Raw genomic sequence first — 17,313 nt, forward strand, 5'->3', positions numbered from 1 at the left:
ATGACCCTGCAGTGACTCCTTGCATGGCATCTCAAATCATCTTGTTCACGTCAGGTAAGCGTCAGCCGTTTGAGCGTTTGCATCTGAGTTAAATCATGTTACTGAGTGGTCTGGTTCCAGCCAGCAGTTGGCACGTTATCTGCTATCTGTAGTGGGAAGCTTGCAGTTTTTTGTTCCATGACCTCACCACTACCAGGAGAAAACATGTCACGTCGTACTGTTTTGAAAGCAACTGCACTTGCCGCAATGACTTTGGCCGCTTCCGGCTGGATCTCGCAGGCACAGGCCGCCGATACCATCAAGGTCGGCATTCTGCATTCCCTGTCTGGCACTATGGCAATCTCGGAGACATCGCTGAAAGATGTGGCCTTGATGACGATCGATGAAATCAATGCCAAGGGTGGTGTCATGGGCAAAAAGCTGGAAGCGGTGATCGTTGATCCGGCATCCAACTGGCCATTGTTTGCCGAAAAAGCCCGTCAACTGGTATCGCAAGACAAAGTATCTGTCGTGTTTGGTTGCTGGACATCGGTATCGCGTAAATCGGTACTGCCAGTCTTCAAGGAACTCAATAGCCTGTTGTTTTACCCGGTTCAGTACGAAGGTGAAGAACTGGAGAAAAACGTTTTCTACACAGGTGCAGCACCGAATCAGCAAGCCATTCCCGCCACTGAATACCTGATGTCGAAAGAGGGTGGTGGTGCCAAACGTTTTGTTTTGCTGGGTACTGATTATGTGTATCCACGTACGACCAACAAAATCCTGCGTGCCTTCTTGCATAGCAAGGGCGTCAAGGATACTGATATCGATGAAGTCTATACGCCATTCGGTCATTCTGATTACCAGACCATCGTTGCGAATATCAAGAAATTTGCTGCAGGCGGTAAAACTGCGGTCATTTCCACCATTAATGGTGATTCCAACGTACCGTTCTATAAAGAACTCGGCAATGCCGGTCTGAAGGCAACCGACGTGCCGGTTGTCGCATTCTCAGTCGGTGAAGAAGAATTGCGCGGTGTGGATGCCAAACCTCTGGTCGGCCATCTGGCCGCCTGGAATTACTTCCAGTCCGTGAAGAACCCGGTGAACACCGAATTCATCAAGAAATGGAAAGACTATGCTGCCGCCAAAAAACTGCCGAATGCAGCTACCGTCGTCACCAACGATCCTATGGAAGCGACTTATGTTGGTATCTATATGTGGAAACAGGCAGTTGAAAAAGCCAAGTCCACCGACACCGACAAGGTCATCGCCGCCATGGGCGGACAAACTTTCAAGGCGCCATCCGGTTTTGAATTGACGATGGACAAAACCAATCACCACTTGCATAAGCCAGTCATGATAGGCGAGATCAAGGCTGATGGTCAGTTCAGCGTGGTCTACAAAACCAAGGCACCGATTCGTGCCCAACCATGGAGCCCGTATATCCCAGGCAATGAAGGCAAGCAAAAACTGTAATTGAAGGAATGACGCAGGCACTCGGGGTTAATGTGACTGGCTGAATAGCTGGTTAGCATGGCTGTTGCCTTGAGTGCCGTTCCTGAATTTTTCCATCCCTGACCTGGTTGCCTATGACATTTCGTAAAATCTGCGCGAGCATCGTCCTGCTCGTGTTCAGCCTGAGTGCGCACGCAGCTATCGATGGCAAGCTCTTGTTGGCACTGTCTGGTGATGATCCTGATGCCCGTATTGCTGCCGTCAATTCCATCGCAGCCATGGGCAATGAAGAAGCAGCAGAAGTACTGACCGCTCTCAAAAATGAACAATTATTCGTCAAGGATGTTGCTGTCTATCTGGTCGATGGTGAACAGGCCAAAGACCTTGCCAGTGGAAAAATGCAGAAATTGCCGGATGATGCCGAGGCAATCACCATCAACAACCGTTTGCGTGCCGCACTTGACAGTGCACTGTCAGGTTTGAGGCTGTTTTCACCTGATAAAAATACCCGTCTGGTTGCAGCGACCGCACTGGAGAAAGAAGCAACGCCAGAACAGTTGCCCTTGCTGAACAAAGCCTATCTGAAAGAAAACGATAGCGAAATAAAATCCCGGCTGCAAATGTTGATTGCAACTGCCAATTTGCAGGCCAGTGACCCGGTAGTGCGCAAGGCTGCAGTCAAGGCCTTGCTGGATAGCCCGAACCCGAATTTAAAGCCTGTGCTGCAAAAAATGCTGGCACAAAATCCCGATGGTACTTACAACGAAGCCGATGCCAGCATACGACTAGAGGCGGCCAATACCTTGAATGCCATCGATGGTCGTCTGGCACGCATGGAATTTATCGGCAACCTGTTTTACGGCGTTTCGCTGGGCAGTGTGCTACTGCTGGCGGCACTCGGCCTGGCGATTACCTTTGGATTGATGGGCATTATCAACATGGCGCATGGCGAACTGCTGATGATCGGTGCGTACACCACCTATGCCTGCCAGATGTTGTTCCGCAAATTCATGCCCGGTGCGCTGGATGCCTATTTATTGCTGGCCTTGCCAGCGGCTTTCCTGGTGTCTGCCATAGTCGGTATTTTGCTAGAGAGAACCGTCATACGCTGGTTGTATGGTCGTCCATTGGAAACCTTGTTATGTACCTGGGGCATCAGCCTGATATTGATGCAAGCCGTGCGTTCCATCTTTGGTGCACAAAATGTCGAGGTCGCCAATCCAGCCTGGATGTCGGGCGGTATCACCGTATTGGGTTCACTGGTGCTGTCGTATAACCGCATCATCATTATTTTCTTTGCCCTGTTCGTGGTATTTGCAGTCTGGTTATTGTTGAATAAAACCCGGCTCGGCCTGTTCGTGCGTGCCGTCACGCAAAACCGCCGCATGGCAGATTGCGTCGGCGTGGCAACTGGCAAGATTGATATGCTGACTTTTGGCCTGGGATCAGGTATCGCAGGCCTGGGTGGCGTAGCCCTGTCGCAATTAGGCAATGTCGGCCCAGACCTGGGGCAAAATTATATTGTTGATTCTTTCATGGTAGTCGTGCTGGGCGGGGTAGGGCAGTTGGCGGGTACCGTGATTGCCGCCTTTGGCCTGGGTGAAGTAAATAAATTCCTGGAACCAGTGGCCGGTGCTGTCATGGCCAAGATCGTCATTCTGGTATTCATCATCATTTTCATACAACGCAGACCGCAAGGCTTGTTTGCGCTCAAAGGCAGGAGTGTGGAATGAGCTCAACTATGACTACAATGAAGAGTTTGTTTTCCAAACCTGCCTGGACTGGCATTCTGATTTGCGCAGTGATAGCTGTGTTGCTACCGATCTGTAATCTGAGTTTTCCTGCGGGCCATGCTTTGCATATTTCCAGCTATACCATTGCCCTGGTCGGTAAGTTCATGTGTTACGCCCTGGCGGCACTGGCGCTGGACCTGGTATGGGGGTATACCGGCATTCTGTCGTTGGGGCATGGCGTATTTTTCGCGCTGGGTGCGTATGCCCATGGCATGTATCTGATGCGGGCGATTGGTCGTGAAGGCGTCTACCAAAGCAATCTGCCTGACTTCATGGTCTTCCTAGACTGGAAAACCTACCCCTGGTATTGGTCCATGACCGACAGCTTCTGGTATTGCATGGCGCTGGTGGTACTGGTGCCTGGCGTGCTGGCTTTTATCTTTGGTTTTTTTGCCTTCCGGTCCCGCATCAAGGGCGTGTATTTCTCCATCATCACTCAGGCGATGACGTTTGCTTTCATGCTGCTGTTCTTCCGTAATAACACCGGCTTTGGTGGTAATAACGGTTTCACTGACTTCAAACGTATTCTGGGTTTTACCATCACTGCACCTGGCACCAAGGCAGCCTTGTATCTGATCACCTTGCTGATTTTGCTGTCAGCGTTGTTCCTGTGCCGCTGGATAGTGACTTCCAAACTCGGGCGCGTGTTGCAGGCGGTGCGTGATTCAGAATCACGTCTGATGTTCATCGGTTACAACCCCTTGTGGTTCAAACTGTTTGTGTGGACGCTGTCCGCCATACTTTGCGGTATTGCCGGTGCCTTGTATGTGCCGCAGGTGGGCATCATCAACCCATCTGAAATGTCGCCAGCCAATTCCATAGAAATGGTGATCTGGGCGGCAGTGGGTGGGCGTGGCACCTTGTTGGGGCCCATCATCGGTGCATTTACTGTCAATGGTTTGAAGAGCTGGTTTACTGCAGCTTTCCCTGATTTGTGGTTGTATGCCTTAGGTCTGTTGTTTATCCTGGTGACCTTATTCATGCAACAAGGTGTTCTGGGATTGGCAGGAAAATTTAAAAAACAGCGGGAGCCTGCATGACTTATTTGGCGAACGGCATGATGAGTGGCGTCTTGCGACCAGGGCAGCAATACGATAGTGCAACCGGTGATCAGGGCGTGTCCTATGGTCGCATCAAGCCAGAAGGGCTGGATACCACCCATGGCGCTATCCTGTACCTGGAAGATATCGTGGTTTCATTTGACGGGTTTAAGGCCATCAATAACCTGACCCTGGATATTTCAGTTGGTGAACTGCGTTGCATCATAGGCCCGAATGGTGCCGGTAAGACCACGATGATGGATGTCATTACCGGTAAAACCCGGCCCACATCCGGTACCGCATTCTTTGGTCAGACCATGGACCTGACACGCATGAGCGAGGTGGATATCGCTCATGCCGGCATAGGCCGCAAGTTCCAGCGCCCGACCGTGTTTGAGCAACACAGCGTGTTCGAAAATCTTGAGCTGGCCATGAAAATGGACAAGCGCGTCAAGACTACCCTGTTTGCACGCTTGAACAGCGAACAGAAAGACAAGATAGCGAGCATCCTGCAATTGATACGTCTGGATGGGCAAGAGAAAAGACCGGCTGGCCTGCTGTCGCATGGCCAAAAGCAGTGGTTGGAAATCGGTATGCTGCTAATACAGGAACCACAACTGATCTTGCTGGATGAGCCGGTGGCCGGTATGTCGGATGCAGAAACGGCTCGCACCGCCGAATTGCTGAATGAACTGCGCGGCAAACATTCCATCATGGTAGTCGAACATGATATGGGCTTTGTCACCGAAATCTCCCAGCAGGGCAAGGTAACGGTATTGCATGAAGGGGCTGTACTTGCAGAGGGCACTATGTCGCAAGTACAGGCAGATGAACGCGTCATTGAAGTCTATTTGGGACGCTAAGGAACAGTGAACATGCTTGAAGTTAAACAATTGCATCAGCATTATGGTTCCAGCCACACCTTGCGCGGTATTTCATTATCTCTGAAAAAAGGAGAATGCATGGCTTTGCTGGGGCGTAATGGCGTCGGTAAAACCAGTTTGCTGAAATGCCTGATGGGAGTATTGCCTGTCACTGAAGGTAGCATCACGTTTGAAGGCCGTGATATCAATAAACTGTCGCCGCATGATCGAGCCAGGGCAGGGATTGCCTATGTGCCGCAAGGCCGTGAGATTTTTGCACGCCTGACGGTAGAAGAAAACCTGCTCATGGGCATGGCTAATCTGCCTGCACGCAAGGCTGGCAAAATCAAGGATGAGGTGTATCAGCTTTTTCCCGTATTGAAAGAAATGCTGCACAGGCGCGGCGGTGATTTATCGGGTGGTCAACAACAACAGCTTGCCATTGCCCGTGCCTTACTGGCCGAACCCAAGCTGATTATCCTTGATGAACCTACCGAAGGCATACAGCCTTCCATCATCAAGGATATCGGTCGCGTGATCCGCCTGCTGCGCGAGCGCGGCGATATCGGTATCTTGTTGTGCGAGCAGTATTTTGATTTTGCCCGTGAACTGGCCGATCATTTTGTCGTACTGTCGCGCGGTGAAGTGGTGGCCAGTGGTGGTCAGGAATTGATGGATAGTGATGACGTCAAACGGCATCTGGCGGTATAGTGCTGTCTTTACTTATTGCTAGCTAAACATGGATGTCTGTAGTCCGGCACTACCTTCAAGCACCACCAAATCACACTGGCAAGCCAGTCTGCAACTCGGCTTTAGCAGGGATGCGGACGTTACCCGTCTGACAGAGCGCAAACACAGTGGCCCCTTGCGCGTGCAAAAGCCACTGTATCCCGAAGGGGATGCGGTCTGCCATGCCATCATCATCCACCCGCCCGGTGGTGTAGTCGGCGGCGATCAGTTAACAATAGATGTCAAGCTGGGCGCTGACACCCATGCGCTGGTGACGACTCCAGGTGCGGCAAAATGGTATCGCAGCAACGGACACTTATCAGCGCAGCATATCAAGCTAAAACTTGATGCCGGTGCACGGCTGGAATGGCTGCCACAAGAAACCATCTTTTTTGACGATGCCTGCGTCGATTTGCATCAGACCATTCATCTGGCCGCAGATGCCAGGCTGATGACGGCAGATATTTTCTGTTTTGGCCGTACGGCATCTGGTGAAACCTATAACAGCGGCAAGATCAGGCAGCATTGCAGTATTTACCGTGAAGATAAAATGATCTGGCATGAACAGGGTAGCCTGCAGGGTGGCAGTGCTGCCATGCAGAGCCCTTTAGGCTTGAACGGCAAATCGGTATCGGCGATGGTGCTGGCTTCCGGTGCCATGCTGTCTGGCGAGCAATTGCAGGCTTTGCGTGAGCAAACAGCAGCCTTGTTGTCTGCACGTGAAGCGGACGCCCTGTGTGGCGTCACGCAAATGAAATCTGTCATTGTTGCCCGTTACCTGGGCAACTCCAGCGAAGTTGCCCGGCACTGGTTACAACTGGTGTGGCGGCATTTACGCCCTGTTGTGATTGGGCGTGACGCTGTAATTCCGCGTATCTGGAACACCTGATTCGTAGGATTCGTCACGCTTCATGCAAGCCAGACCCACCAGGCTGGAACGAACAGCAATATCCAGTGGTGTGTGCGGTTCTTCCCCCAGGAAATCCAGCAATGCCTGGTTCGACAACTTGACAGGTGTACGCCACAAATAACGCATCTCCAGCATTTCTTTAAAAGTTTGCTGGAATGGTGCCAGCAGGTAAAACAAGGGCCATGGGAACCAGCTTGCCTTTAATGCCGGCTGGCCAGTGACACGACCTATGGCAGCGACCATCTGTTGGCCGTCATGGTCCCAATGGCCTTCCATGTGGAAGCGGGCAAAATTGTCCAGCTCGTTTTCACGTTCCAGCAGGCGCACCATGGTTTCTGCCACGTCCGGCAAGTAAGCCCATTGATGGCCGATGTCAGCGCTGCCAGGGTAAGGGACCGTATTTACCGCTTTACCCGGCGTTACCAGTCCTTGTGAAAACCAGTTGTTGGCTGCCTTGGGACCAAAAAAATCACCGGATCTGACGATGAGGGATTTGACACCTTTGCTGGCGGCAAGGCGCAGACGGTGTTCCAGCTCTACCCGGATTTTTCCTTTTTTGCTAATCGGGAACTGTGAGGCGTCTTCTGCGATCAGCGGGAAGGCATCCGGACCAAAGTTATACACGGTGCCAGGTAACAGGATGCGTGCGCCACTGGCTTTGGCAGCGGCGATGGTATTGTCCATCATCGGCAACACCAGTTTTTCCCAATCACGATATCCGGGTGGGTTGACTGCATGGACGATGACAGATTTCCCTGCTGCTGCACGCATGACATCGTCTTTCACCATGACGTCGCCAGTCAGCCAGATATGTGCTGCAGTTTTATCCTTCACTTGCCCGGGATGGCGATGCAGGGTCGTCACTTGCCAGCCGCGCTTCATCAACAGACGTGCCACTTCGCTGCCTATGCCGCCTGTTGCGCCCAACACCAGGGCTTGTTTGTTGTTTTCGATCGTGTTTGATATTTGCAGATTCATTTTGATACTCCTTGTCGGTAAGTTGATGTAGTCATTGTGTATCTTTGCCTGGTTATATACAATTGCTTAAAATTGCATAGGTGATATACATTTTTGTATGGATGAAAAACATATCCACTGGGACTATTACCGTACTGCCCTGGCGGTACTGGAAGAAGGTTCATTGTCAGGCGCTGCCCGTGCCCTGGGTTTGACCCAGCCAACGGTAGGGCGGCATATCGAGGCGCTGGAACAGGCTTTGGGTACCAGCCTGTTCGTGCGTAACCAGTCCGGCTTGTCCCCCACCATTGCCGCGCTGGCACTCAAGCCTTATGCAGAAAGCTTGCGGGCGATTGAAAGTGCCTTGCTGCGCAGCGTGTCGGCAGAGGCGAACGAGGTGCGTGGTACGGTGCGCATCACCGCATCAGAAGTCATGGGGGTGGAAATACTGCCTGCCATCCTGGCGGACTTGCGGCAAACTTGCCCGGAACTGAGCATAGAGTTACAAACATCCAACCTGACCCAGGATTTGCTCAAGCGCGATGCCGATATCGCCGTGCGTATGACCGAACCCTTGCAAGATGCATTGATCGCCCGCCGCGCGGGTACTATCAGTCTGGGTTTCTTTGCGCATGCCGGTTATCTTGCGCGTCATGGTGTGCCGGCTGATATGCAGGCGCTGAAAGGGCATAGTGTGATTGGCTTCGACCGCGAATTACCGTATATAAGGGCCTTGCAAAAACGCTTCCCATTTATACAGCGCGCTGATTTTTCACTGAGGGCAGACAGCGATCTGGTGCAATTTGCAGCCACACGCAATGGCTATGGCATTGGTGTTTGCCAGCTTGGGCTGGCAAGTCGGGATCCACAGCTACAGCGGGTATTGGCAAAAGAATTTCAGATTGATATACCGGTCTGGGTCGTCATGCATGAAGACTTGCGCTCAAGCCAGCGTTACAAGACCACGTTTGATCATCTGGTCATTGCCTTGCAGGCCTTATTGGGCAAGGCCTGAATTTTCCTTGCTTTGATCAGGCTTTGATTAGCAGATCCGGATGTTGAATCGCCAATTCGCGCCAGGCATCAAAACCACCGGCAAATGGCCTGACATCCTGGAAACCCAGTTGCCTCAAGGTGTGTGCGGCATGTACTGCGGCGGCATCCCCGGGGCAAGCGCAAATGGTGATGACCATTTCATGTTGTGGCCAGCCATTGGCCGCCAGGCCGACCTGTTTCATTTCGCTGACAGTGGCATGCGGGATGACGCCGGTTTCAGCAATCAGGGCAGGGCTGCGTAAGTCAATAATGCGTGGCATGCTGTTTCTTTTGATGGTGTCAGCCAACTCTGCCGGACTGAAATGCGGAATCGATGCCAGTTTTTCAAAGCGTTTTTTCTGCCAGAATTTCCAGGCCAGCCAGCACAGCAGCAAGCCCACAAAAACAGCGATAATGCGTATGCCATGCATGGACAAAAATGCCAGAGCGATACCGATTTGCGCTTGCAAGGCAAAGCCCGCCAGCAAAGCCACGCCGGCCCAAAGAGCTGCACCAATGGCAGATGCCAGCATGAACGACGCGCGTGGCATGCCCAACGCCCCGGCTACCGGCGGTGCCACGGTAGAAAAACCAGGAATAAACTTGCCAACCACCAGCGACCACACCCCCCAGCGCATAAAACGGGCTTCTGTCTGGTTCACGCATGAACCAGGGTTAATCGACATCTTGCACAAAAATTTCAAGACTTTATAACCAAAGCTTTTACCAGCCTGATACCAGACCAGATCTGCAATCAGTGACGCGGCGACGGCAGCCAGCAGCAACACGGCCAGTTGTCCCGTTCCTGTTGCCTGACTGGCATTCAGCATCATGGTTGGTACAGCCGGCACGGGCAGGCCCAGTTGCTGCAGCAAGACGTTAACAAACACCATCAAATTGCTGTGTTGATGAAAAAATTCTACCAGCCAGCCTTGGTCCATACCGATTCCGTTATTGGTGATGCAGTGAGCAGGTATCTGGAAACAAGCTGAATATCGCCCGGATATCCCTCTACCTGAAAGAAACTCTATTGTAGGGCATTGTGAGGTTTCGCATGTAAGGCCTGTTATAAAGTGTTGTCGCCACGCTTATGCTGCTAGCGCCTGCGCTGCTGATCCTGCCCTGGCAAGCAATTCTGCATACCTTGCCGGGTCTACGTTGGAGCCACAGACGATGACCGCTACCCGCTTACCAGCCAGTCTTTGCCGCAGGGGACCAAACAACCCGGCCGTAGCGACCGCGGCAGCCGGTTCAGCGACCAGTTTCACATCGTGATACAGGTCCGACATGGCAACGCAGATTTCGTCATCACTGACCCGGACAATCTCATCCACGAAGCGTTGGCATACCCTGAAACTGTAGTCCATGGCATACGGTGCACACAGGCTGTCGGCGATGCTGTCGACCACTTGCAGTTGTTCAGCCTGGCCTGACTGAAAGCTGCGATACATGGCATCCGCCCCGTAAGGTTCAACCCCATACACGGCGCAATGCGGTGCCAGTTGTTTGACGGCAGCAGCAATGCCTGCACATAAACCGCCACCACCAATAGGGACGACGACCGCATCCAGTTGCACCACCTGCTGCATCAATTCCAGCCCTACCGTTGCCGTGCCCAGGGCAGTCAGTGGTCCGTCATAGGGGTGGATCATGGTGCGCTGTTCTTCTTCGACGATGCTTTGTCCCGACGCAAATGCCTGGTGCATATCTGCTTCCAGTATCACTTCCGCGCCGTCGTGGCGACAGGCATGGATGCGGGTAGGGCTGGCATGTCGCGGCAAGACGACTTTGCAAGACACGCCCGCAAGCCTGGCCGCATACGCAACCGCCATCGCATGATTACCGGCACTGACAGCTACCACGCCACGCTGACGTGCGGCAGCATCCAGTGCAGAGATACAATTCAGGGCACCACGCAGTTTGAAGGTGCCGGTTTTTTGAAGCAATTCCAGCTTGAGCCAGACTTCGGTATCGGGTTCCAGTTTGTTCAGGGCCGTGCCAGTCTGCCATTTCCAGACTGGCGTATGCAAAACCTGTTGCGATAATTTGGCGGCCGTCTGGCGTATATCTGCCAGGGAAGGGTAGGGGTAGTCATTTCTTTGGGTATTTAAAACGGTGGATGACAAGGATGCAGGGGCGTGCAAAGGCCTGTCTGTAGCAACATGAGACATAAAAACTCCAGTATGGAAATCAGCAAAAAAAATCGTGAACAAGTTGCGACTAAATTGTGAATGCTCGCAGGTTCACGACATCAGAACAATGATGTGCTGAAGGGCCGCCAGGCACCGGCATACGCCGTAGCTTAACGACCCGGAATAATTCGAATAATGGAAATGTCGCAGATGGAAACAACCGGCAGCGCAACTGCAAACACAGCAGCACATGCGGCATCAATAGCGCATGAGTTTGTGTTCAGCAGGGGATGAGGAGTTGCGTGCATGGGAAAACTTTAACCGATCCTGGCTGGGATGGCAAGGGTGATTAGTCAAGCAGATTGGTTTTTTGTTGCCAATGGTACTTGACTCATGAAATGAGCTAATATTTGAAGGAGCATAAAATTATCGTATTCGTATTTCTGTGGTGTGACAGAACTCATGGAAGGTGAGTGCAAGTGCAAAAAATAAAAATTTCAAATGAAATTAAGCTGATCATTGTCTTAGTTGTTGCTGTAGGAGCGTCAATCCCCCTTTTGCTTAATTTCTTATTGGTTCAAAGCGACGCATTTCAGACGGCTAAAACCTTTTTACTGGCCTCGCAAGAATTGTCAGGGTTGATTGGTGAGCCTGTTGAATCAGTTCGTTTGTCTTGGTGGGAAGGCGTCTCTCTGGAAATGAACAATGACAATGGTAATAAAAGTGGATCGGCTTTCTTTGCCATTGCGTCAAAAGGGCATTCGCGAGAATTAATTGTACACACTACACTTAAAGTCGAATCCGGTTATTGGGTAGTGAAATCTGCGACAACAAAAGTGAATGATGCTTCTGAAATTGAATTGATGAAATAGGAAGACGATCCGTAATCAAAATCTTTCAAGCCGTGGTTGTCCGGGTGCAGACATGAAATGTGGGAGCCGCTGATTCCGTGTACATGGAAAGTATATATCTTGCTGCCTGCACTAGACGCATTGGTTCGTATCCAAGGCGGTACAATCACCGTAGAGTAAACGTGCTCAGAGACTGTCATGAGTGAATTCCAATCATTCTCGTTGACGCTCAAAATCCATAACCCAGTTGGTTTCCCAGGTGCCACCGCCGTCGCTTGAAAATGCCTGTTCCCAGCGTGGCATGTCGGGTGCGGGCACAGTCCATAAGAAGCGTACGCGTATGGGGTGGCCAGCAAATGTATCGTCGGCATAGAATTCACCGATTCCATTTTGAAACCGGCCGCGCATCGGTGTGTCGAGGTGGCTGGGGTAGCGGGCATCCAGCCACCAGATGGACCAGGTGCCGCTGCAGGCATCAAAACTGCGCAGGGTGGCGGCGCGGTAGGGTGTGTCGGGCATGTCTAGCTGGTTGTCATCAAAATTACCTGCGCCACCCATAATCTTGATAGTGGATGTGGTGCCGGTAAATTCCTGCCAATCCTGGCAATGGGCCAGTCTTTCTTTCAGGCGGCGATGCTTTACCTTCCAATTGCCTATGAAGAAATCGAAATCGGCTGCGCCTGTTGTGGTGGTCGATGTGGACATGATGCTCCTTGAGTGTGTGGTAGTGCGGCGCCGGATTGGCACCTGTGAGCATTTTATTGTTAATATAGGACGAAATTGATCCTAATTAATGCCTATACTTACTACATGTCTTCCATTTATCATCCGACTACGCGTGTTCTGGCAGTGCTTGAGCTGTTGCAGACACATGGCCGCCTTGGTGGCGCCGAATTGACAGCCATGCTGAATATCGACAGACGCAGCCTGCGACGTTATATCGTCACGCTGGAAGAAATGGGTATACCTGTGATGACGGAACGCGGTCGTTACGGTGGTTATGCCTTGATGCCCGGTTTTAAATTGCCACCTATGATGTTCAGTGATGATGAGGCATTGGCGCTGACCACGGGTTTGATAGCGGTACGCAGATTGAGTCTGGTGGATGCGGCACCGGCAATTGCCAGCAGTCTGGCCAAGTTGCAGCGGCTGTTGCCTGACAACTTGAAACGAAAATTGCAGGCGATGGAGGAGGTGGTGCAACTGGATCTGGCACCGTCTGCCACACCGGCAGACAAGCAGGTGCTTGGCAGTTTGAGTGAAGCTGTCATGCAACAGTCAAGGGTACATCTGGAATATCGCGCAGCCGACGGCAATGTCAGTAACAGGGATTTTGATGCGTATGGTGTGGCGTTTCATGCCGCTTATTGGTATGTAGTCGGGTTTTGTCATCTGCGCAAAGATACACGCAGCTTCCGGCTGGATCGTGTGCTGAGGGTGCATGCTCTGGACGCAGGTTTTGAACGCCCTGCACGGTTCAACGTGGTGCTGCATTTACGCAAGGCCGTGGCGACGATACCGCGTGCATTCAGTGCCGAGGTATTGCTGAAAACAGATATGCACACAGCCAGCGCTCATTTATCCGATGCGATAGGTGTATTGGAACAATGCAGTGAAGGCGTATTACTGCACAACCAGTCGGATGATCTGGACTGGTTGGCGCGACAATTGGCGGCCCTGCCATTTGAATTTGTGATCCATAAACCACAGCAGTTGCGCGTGGAGATGAAGGCCTTGGTCAAACGATTGGCAAAACAATTGGTAAAAATCTAGGGGCAAAGCCATGAGGCGTACGTAGGTACAAATGCAAGGCTAAGGCAATAAATTCACCTTCATGAAATATAAATCGTCATTTAAAGAAGAAAATATTCATTAAAAGGCTTGCTTGCTGAAAAGACTTGTGGCAAGATTTAATTACTGAAACAAAAAGCACTTTTTAAACCGAACGGAAATGATCGTGAAAACCACTTCTCAACCAGCACCTTTAACAAACTTGCGCTTCACAGCGCGGGCCGGGCTGTTGCTGAATTGGCTGGCCGGCTTGATTTCGGTGAATGCGGTGAATGTAGTAAAGACGGCGTCGCTGATTCCTGCGGCATCTGATGCATTTACTGTGCCAGCCACGCAAGGTGCTGGCCGCGCACTCACATGTTGTGCAGATACTTGCGAGCCTGGCTATCAAGACTTTAGCTATTACTGGACACGCATGATTGACATCCGGGGGAGTAACCCCTGACATTATGGAGGCGAGCGAAAGCCTGCTTCATGATACGAAAGCTGAAAAGCCCGGATGCCTGAAAAGCACCGGGCTTTTTTGTTTTTAGTCTTAACGGTCTGCAGATCAGCTTGCGCTATCGCAGACCCAGCAGTAGAACCCGCTGTAAGGCGGTCGTGCCGGAAAACACCGGATAACACGGGATTCTTTAACAATTTGGGAAGATGTAATGATGAGCTCTGTTCATGATCCGTACAACTGGATCGTGAACAGAGATGACATCTCAACGCGCATGACATTTCGCCATGCCGCGTAATGCAGGAATGACGCTATGTCATCCAGCAAGAAAATGGATTGATATTCCGCTATGGACGCGGGACTGTCTGTAAAACAGTTGCTTCGGCTGGCCAGGTTCGATTCCTGGGCGATCCACCATCAGTATTTCTTGTGCGTGCTCTAAAAGAACCGGAAGAATTACTAAATTTAAAAAAATAGAATAAAAATAAAAGAAGAAAAATTATGTTTACGATTTATTGGACCATCGTTTTTGATGGGCAACGCATGGCCTGCAGCAAAGAATTTGGCCATGATGAAATGACCAAGGCACTGCATTTTGCAGAAGCCTTGCGCGCAAAGCAGCGCAATGGTCTGGCGATATGCCATATCACCATGTCATCTGAAAACCCGGATTCTATCGGCCTTGCCGGCGTGGCCGAAACAGATTCCAGCTATGCGTGGAAAAAACGCAGGCAGTGATGCTGTCTATCACGGATGCCGTGTTATCAAACGCATTGCATGCGTATCGGTGTTTGCCTGGTTGCCTGAGTGGTCAAAAGGCGCAGTCTGCAAAACTGTTGTTCGCCGGTTCGAATCCGGCACCAGGCTCTTTATCAACATGTATTCCTGTGATGGAAGCGATTTAAAACAAGCTCGACGCTGTCGTCGGCAAGCCTTTATGCAGCGTAAGGCAAATGAAAATACCTCACGATTTTTGTTTGTTGTCACCTTGGCTGGTGAGCGCTGCGCCATTTTGTAGTCCACTAACTCGCTGATGAGCCGGTGAAGTGAGATTTTTGCAAGACTTGGCCCTGCGCTCAGTTGTCACGGATAGATAGCGAGGGCAGGGCATTCGCTGCAAGCAGTTATGGGGGGCGAAGTTTATTCGCATGAGCCCGGATGCAGCCTGGATCTATCCTTTGGCCGATGAAGTTCATGTCGGCCTGAAAAGCTTTATACGGCGATGGCAATTAGTCGCTACAATGTAATAGCCAAGCCTCGTCTTCCCGAATTGAAAACATCCCAAAGAAACAGGTGATGTATGCAACAAATACTGGTTTTAGACATAGCAGGAATACCATACGACTGGATTAGTCAGAATGACGCTGCGACCCATTATGCCGCCCAAAAAGTGGCGTGGGACATCGGCGATCAGGTATTGATGCTGCGTGGGGGCTATAACAAGAATGGCGAACAGTCAAAAATCGTCGTTCGTCCCATCATTTCCATACGCAATAGTGAACGCATGTCGAAGAATAACCGACATCAAATTCCCCTTGGCGATGGTAATCGCCTGCTGTATGCGCGTGACAAGTATATTTGCGCCTATTGCGGTGAAAAATTTGCTTACCACGAACTGTCTCGTGATCACGTGCTGGCACGTTCACGCGGTGGTAAGGACGTGTGGGAAAACTGTGTCACCGCCTGCCGTATCTGCAATCAGAACAAGGGCAGTAAACTGGTACATGACTTCAAGCCATTGATTTATGTACCGTACGCACCCTGCCGTTTCGAGCACTTCATTTTGAGTGGACGAAACGTGATTGCTGATCAGCTGGATTATCTGACCGCCAAATTGCCGCGTCATAGCCGTTTGCTGTAATGCGGGCGGCATGTCCCTGATAAGTAGAAAGAAATCCATGTAACATGTATTGTAAATATATGTTACATGGATTATGATGCCGCCAAGGAATTTAAAAAGAGGATTCCTTTCCTGTTTCATCCCATTCGTTTAATTTTAAACATGTATAATAAATACATTATATGAGGCATTATGTTAGATATTTCTACTCGTGAGTTGGTTAAGGCTACGGTCCCGGTTTTGAAAGAGCATGGCGTTACCCTGACACGTCACTTTTACGCGCGCCTATTTGAACACAATCCTGAGCTAAAGCCGGTCTTTAATCAGGGTAACCAGCAATCTGGCAGCCAGCAGCAGGCCCTGGCAATGGCCGTGCTGGCCTATGCTGAACATATCGATAACCCCATGGTTTTGATGCCGGTACTGACGCTGGTGGCCAACAAGCATGTCAGCGTTGGTATCCGGGCAGAGCACTATCCCATCGTCGGCATGCATTTGCTGGCATCAATCAAGGAAGTACTGGGAGATGCCGCCTCAGATGAATTGATCGCTGCCTGGGCCGCCGCCTATGGGCAACTGGCCGACGTACTGATCGCCCAGGAAAACGCCATTTATGCACAAGCCGCAACCATTCCAGGTGGCTGGACAGGCTGGCGCAGCTTCGTCATCAGCCAGAAAACTCCAGAAAGCGAAGAGATCACTTCGTTCTACCTGCGCCCGGCAGATGGCGGCAAGGTGCCTGCATACCGTCCGGGGCAATATGTGTCGGTCAAGGTGTTTGTGCCGGAACTGGGCATCATGCAGCCGCGCCAGTACAGTCTGTCAGCAGCACCGGGCGGTGAATACCTGCGCATCTCAGTGAAACGTGAAGCCGAAATGGCGGACAAGCCTGCCGGATTGGTCTCGAACGTATTGCATCGTGATTTGCATGAAGGGGCCATACTGGATCTGGCACCTCCCATGGGTGATTATGTCTTGCATGAAGACCGCGAGACCCCGGTTGTGCTGATCAGTGCCGGTGTGGGGGTAACACCCAAGATGGCGATGCTGGAGCATTTGCTACAGAACAAGACATCACGACAAGTCCGCTTTTTGCATGCTTGCAGACACGGCGGCGTACATGCATTCAAACACCATGTACGCAAGCTGACCGGGTCGCATGCCCACGTCAAATCCCTGATTTACTATGAAACGCCAAGGGCAAAGGATCAGCCATCGGTGGACTTTGATTACCGCGGTCGCCTGAATCTGCAAGCTGTCGCAGCCGATGTCATTTTGCCTGAGGCCGATTATTATATTTGTGGACCACGTCCTTTCATGCAGGCACAAATTGCCAGCCTGCGCGCACTGGGCGTGGCAGCCGACCGCATTCACAAGGAAGCTTTTGGCAGCGGTGGATTTGCGCAATAAACCAAAGAAATGTGATGAAATAAATTGACGTTATATCGGCATGCTGCTAAAGCGTCAATTTTTATGGCGACAATGCATGAAGC

17 protein-coding genes and 2 tRNA genes are annotated in these 17,313 nt (G+C 51.3%); 15 read left to right on the forward strand and 4 right to left on the reverse strand.

What is annotated here, in order from left to right:
- Nucleotides 1–204: 204 nt before the first annotated feature.
- The 6 genes from urtA to ACO0K9_RS02650 all read left to right on the forward strand — a co-directional run bounded on the left by urtA (nucleotide 205) and on the right by ACO0K9_RS02650 (nucleotide 6,751).
- Nucleotides 205–1,458, forward strand: a complete 1,254-nt coding sequence (gene urtA, locus ACO0K9_RS02625) for an urea ABC transporter substrate-binding protein (protein WP_422974372.1) — start codon at nucleotides 205–207, stop codon at nucleotides 1,456–1,458.
- A 113-nt stretch (nucleotides 1,459–1,571) separates the two neighbouring features.
- A complete protein-coding gene (gene urtB, locus ACO0K9_RS02630) occupies nucleotides 1,572–3,170 on the forward strand; it encodes an urea ABC transporter permease subunit UrtB (RefSeq protein WP_422981470.1) in 1,599 nt (532 codons plus the stop codon).
- Nucleotides 3,171–3,178: 8 nt separating this feature from the next.
- Nucleotides 3,179–4,270, forward strand: a complete 1,092-nt coding sequence (urtC, locus tag ACO0K9_RS02635) for an urea ABC transporter permease subunit UrtC (RefSeq protein WP_422981472.1) — start codon at nucleotides 3,179–3,181, stop codon at nucleotides 4,268–4,270.
- Nucleotides 4,271–4,290: 20 nt separating this feature from the next.
- Complete coding sequence (urtD, locus tag ACO0K9_RS02640; protein ID WP_422982508.1) at nucleotides 4,291–5,133, forward strand: urea ABC transporter ATP-binding protein UrtD; 843 nt, start codon at nucleotides 4,291–4,293, stop codon at nucleotides 5,131–5,133.
- A 12-nt stretch (nucleotides 5,134–5,145) separates the two neighbouring features.
- Nucleotides 5,146–5,844 (forward strand): urea ABC transporter ATP-binding subunit UrtE, encoded by a 699-nt coding sequence (urtE, locus tag ACO0K9_RS02645; RefSeq protein ID WP_422981474.1) that lies wholly within the window; start codon nucleotides 5,146–5,148, stop codon nucleotides 5,842–5,844.
- Between the two features lie 28 nt (nucleotides 5,845–5,872).
- The gene (locus tag ACO0K9_RS02650; protein WP_422981476.1) at nucleotides 5,873–6,751 is read left to right on the forward strand and encodes an urease accessory protein UreD; all 879 of its coding nucleotides are present in this window, start codon (nucleotides 5,873–5,875) and stop codon (nucleotides 6,749–6,751) included.
- On the opposite strand, the gene ACO0K9_RS02655 is transcribed toward ACO0K9_RS02650, so the two are convergent.
- Entirely contained in the window at nucleotides 6,695–7,750 is a 1,056-nt protein-coding gene (locus tag ACO0K9_RS02655) for an NAD-dependent epimerase/dehydratase family protein (protein ID WP_422981478.1), read from the reverse strand. The two genes, ACO0K9_RS02650 and ACO0K9_RS02655, sit on opposite strands and share 57 nt — an antisense overlap.
- Before the next feature lie 97 nt (nucleotides 7,751–7,847).
- Between ACO0K9_RS02655 and ACO0K9_RS02660 the strand changes: the two genes are divergently transcribed.
- Nucleotides 7,848–8,744 carry a LysR family transcriptional regulator gene (locus ACO0K9_RS02660; RefSeq protein WP_422981480.1) on the forward strand — a complete coding sequence of 299 codons (897 nt, stop codon included), beginning with the start codon at nucleotides 7,848–7,850 and terminating at the stop codon, nucleotides 8,742–8,744.
- Between the two features lie 16 nt (nucleotides 8,745–8,760).
- Here ACO0K9_RS02660 and ACO0K9_RS02665 read toward each other — a convergent pair whose 3' ends face one another.
- Nucleotides 8,761–9,705, reverse strand: coding sequence for a VTT domain-containing protein (locus ACO0K9_RS02665; protein WP_422981482.1), 945 nt, complete (start codon nucleotides 9,703–9,705; stop codon nucleotides 8,761–8,763).
- Nucleotides 9,706–9,852: 147 nt separating this feature from the next.
- Nucleotides 9,853–10,935 (reverse strand): threonine ammonia-lyase, encoded by a 1,083-nt coding sequence (locus ACO0K9_RS02670; protein ID WP_422981484.1) that lies wholly within the window; start codon nucleotides 10,933–10,935, stop codon nucleotides 9,853–9,855.
- A gap of 440 nt (nucleotides 10,936–11,375) precedes the next feature.
- Here ACO0K9_RS02670 and ACO0K9_RS02675 point away from each other — a divergent pair, with 440 nt between their 5' ends.
- A complete protein-coding gene (locus tag ACO0K9_RS02675; protein WP_422981486.1) occupies nucleotides 11,376–11,768 on the forward strand; it encodes a hypothetical protein in 393 nt (130 codons plus the stop codon).
- 192 nt (nucleotides 11,769–11,960) lie between these two features.
- Here ACO0K9_RS02675 and ACO0K9_RS02680 read toward each other — a convergent pair whose 3' ends face one another.
- Nucleotides 11,961–12,452 carry a DUF1579 domain-containing protein gene (locus tag ACO0K9_RS02680; protein ID WP_422981488.1) on the reverse strand — a complete coding sequence of 164 codons (492 nt, stop codon included), beginning with the start codon at nucleotides 12,450–12,452 and terminating at the stop codon, nucleotides 11,961–11,963.
- 75 nt (nucleotides 12,453–12,527) lie between these two features.
- On the opposite strand from ACO0K9_RS02680, the gene ACO0K9_RS02685 reads away from it, so the two are divergent.
- The 7 genes from ACO0K9_RS02685 (at nucleotide 12,528) to hmpA (ending at nucleotide 17,230) form a co-directional block, all read left to right on the forward strand.
- Nucleotides 12,528–13,520 (forward strand): helix-turn-helix transcriptional regulator, encoded by a 993-nt coding sequence (locus tag ACO0K9_RS02685; RefSeq protein WP_422981490.1) that lies wholly within the window; start codon nucleotides 12,528–12,530, stop codon nucleotides 13,518–13,520.
- Nucleotides 13,521–13,704: 184 nt separating this feature from the next.
- Complete coding sequence (locus ACO0K9_RS02690; RefSeq protein WP_422981492.1) at nucleotides 13,705–13,983, forward strand: hypothetical protein; 279 nt, start codon at nucleotides 13,705–13,707, stop codon at nucleotides 13,981–13,983.
- 330 nt (nucleotides 13,984–14,313) lie between these two features.
- Nucleotides 14,314–14,397 (forward strand) — tRNA-Tyr (locus ACO0K9_RS02695).
- 84 nt (nucleotides 14,398–14,481) lie between these two features.
- The gene (locus ACO0K9_RS02700) at nucleotides 14,482–14,718 is read left to right on the forward strand and encodes a hypothetical protein (RefSeq protein WP_422981494.1); all 237 of its coding nucleotides are present in this window, start codon (nucleotides 14,482–14,484) and stop codon (nucleotides 14,716–14,718) included.
- 55 nt (nucleotides 14,719–14,773) lie between these two features.
- Nucleotides 14,774–14,847 (forward strand) — tRNA-Cys (locus ACO0K9_RS02705).
- 433 nt (nucleotides 14,848–15,280) lie between these two features.
- Nucleotides 15,281–15,841: an HNH endonuclease gene (locus ACO0K9_RS02710; RefSeq protein ID WP_422981496.1), complete on the forward strand. Its 561-nt coding sequence runs from the start codon at nucleotides 15,281–15,283 to the stop codon at nucleotides 15,839–15,841.
- Nucleotides 15,842–16,012: 171 nt separating this feature from the next.
- The gene (gene hmpA, locus ACO0K9_RS02715) at nucleotides 16,013–17,230 is read left to right on the forward strand and encodes an NO-inducible flavohemoprotein (RefSeq protein ID WP_422981498.1); all 1,218 of its coding nucleotides are present in this window, start codon (nucleotides 16,013–16,015) and stop codon (nucleotides 17,228–17,230) included.
- Nucleotides 17,231–17,313: the final 83 nt, after the last annotated feature.

It is taken from the genome of Undibacterium sp. Ji50W (genome assembly GCF_049340445.1).
In the GTDB taxonomy this organism is placed as follows: domain Bacteria; phylum Pseudomonadota; class Gammaproteobacteria; order Burkholderiales; family Burkholderiaceae_D; genus Undibacterium.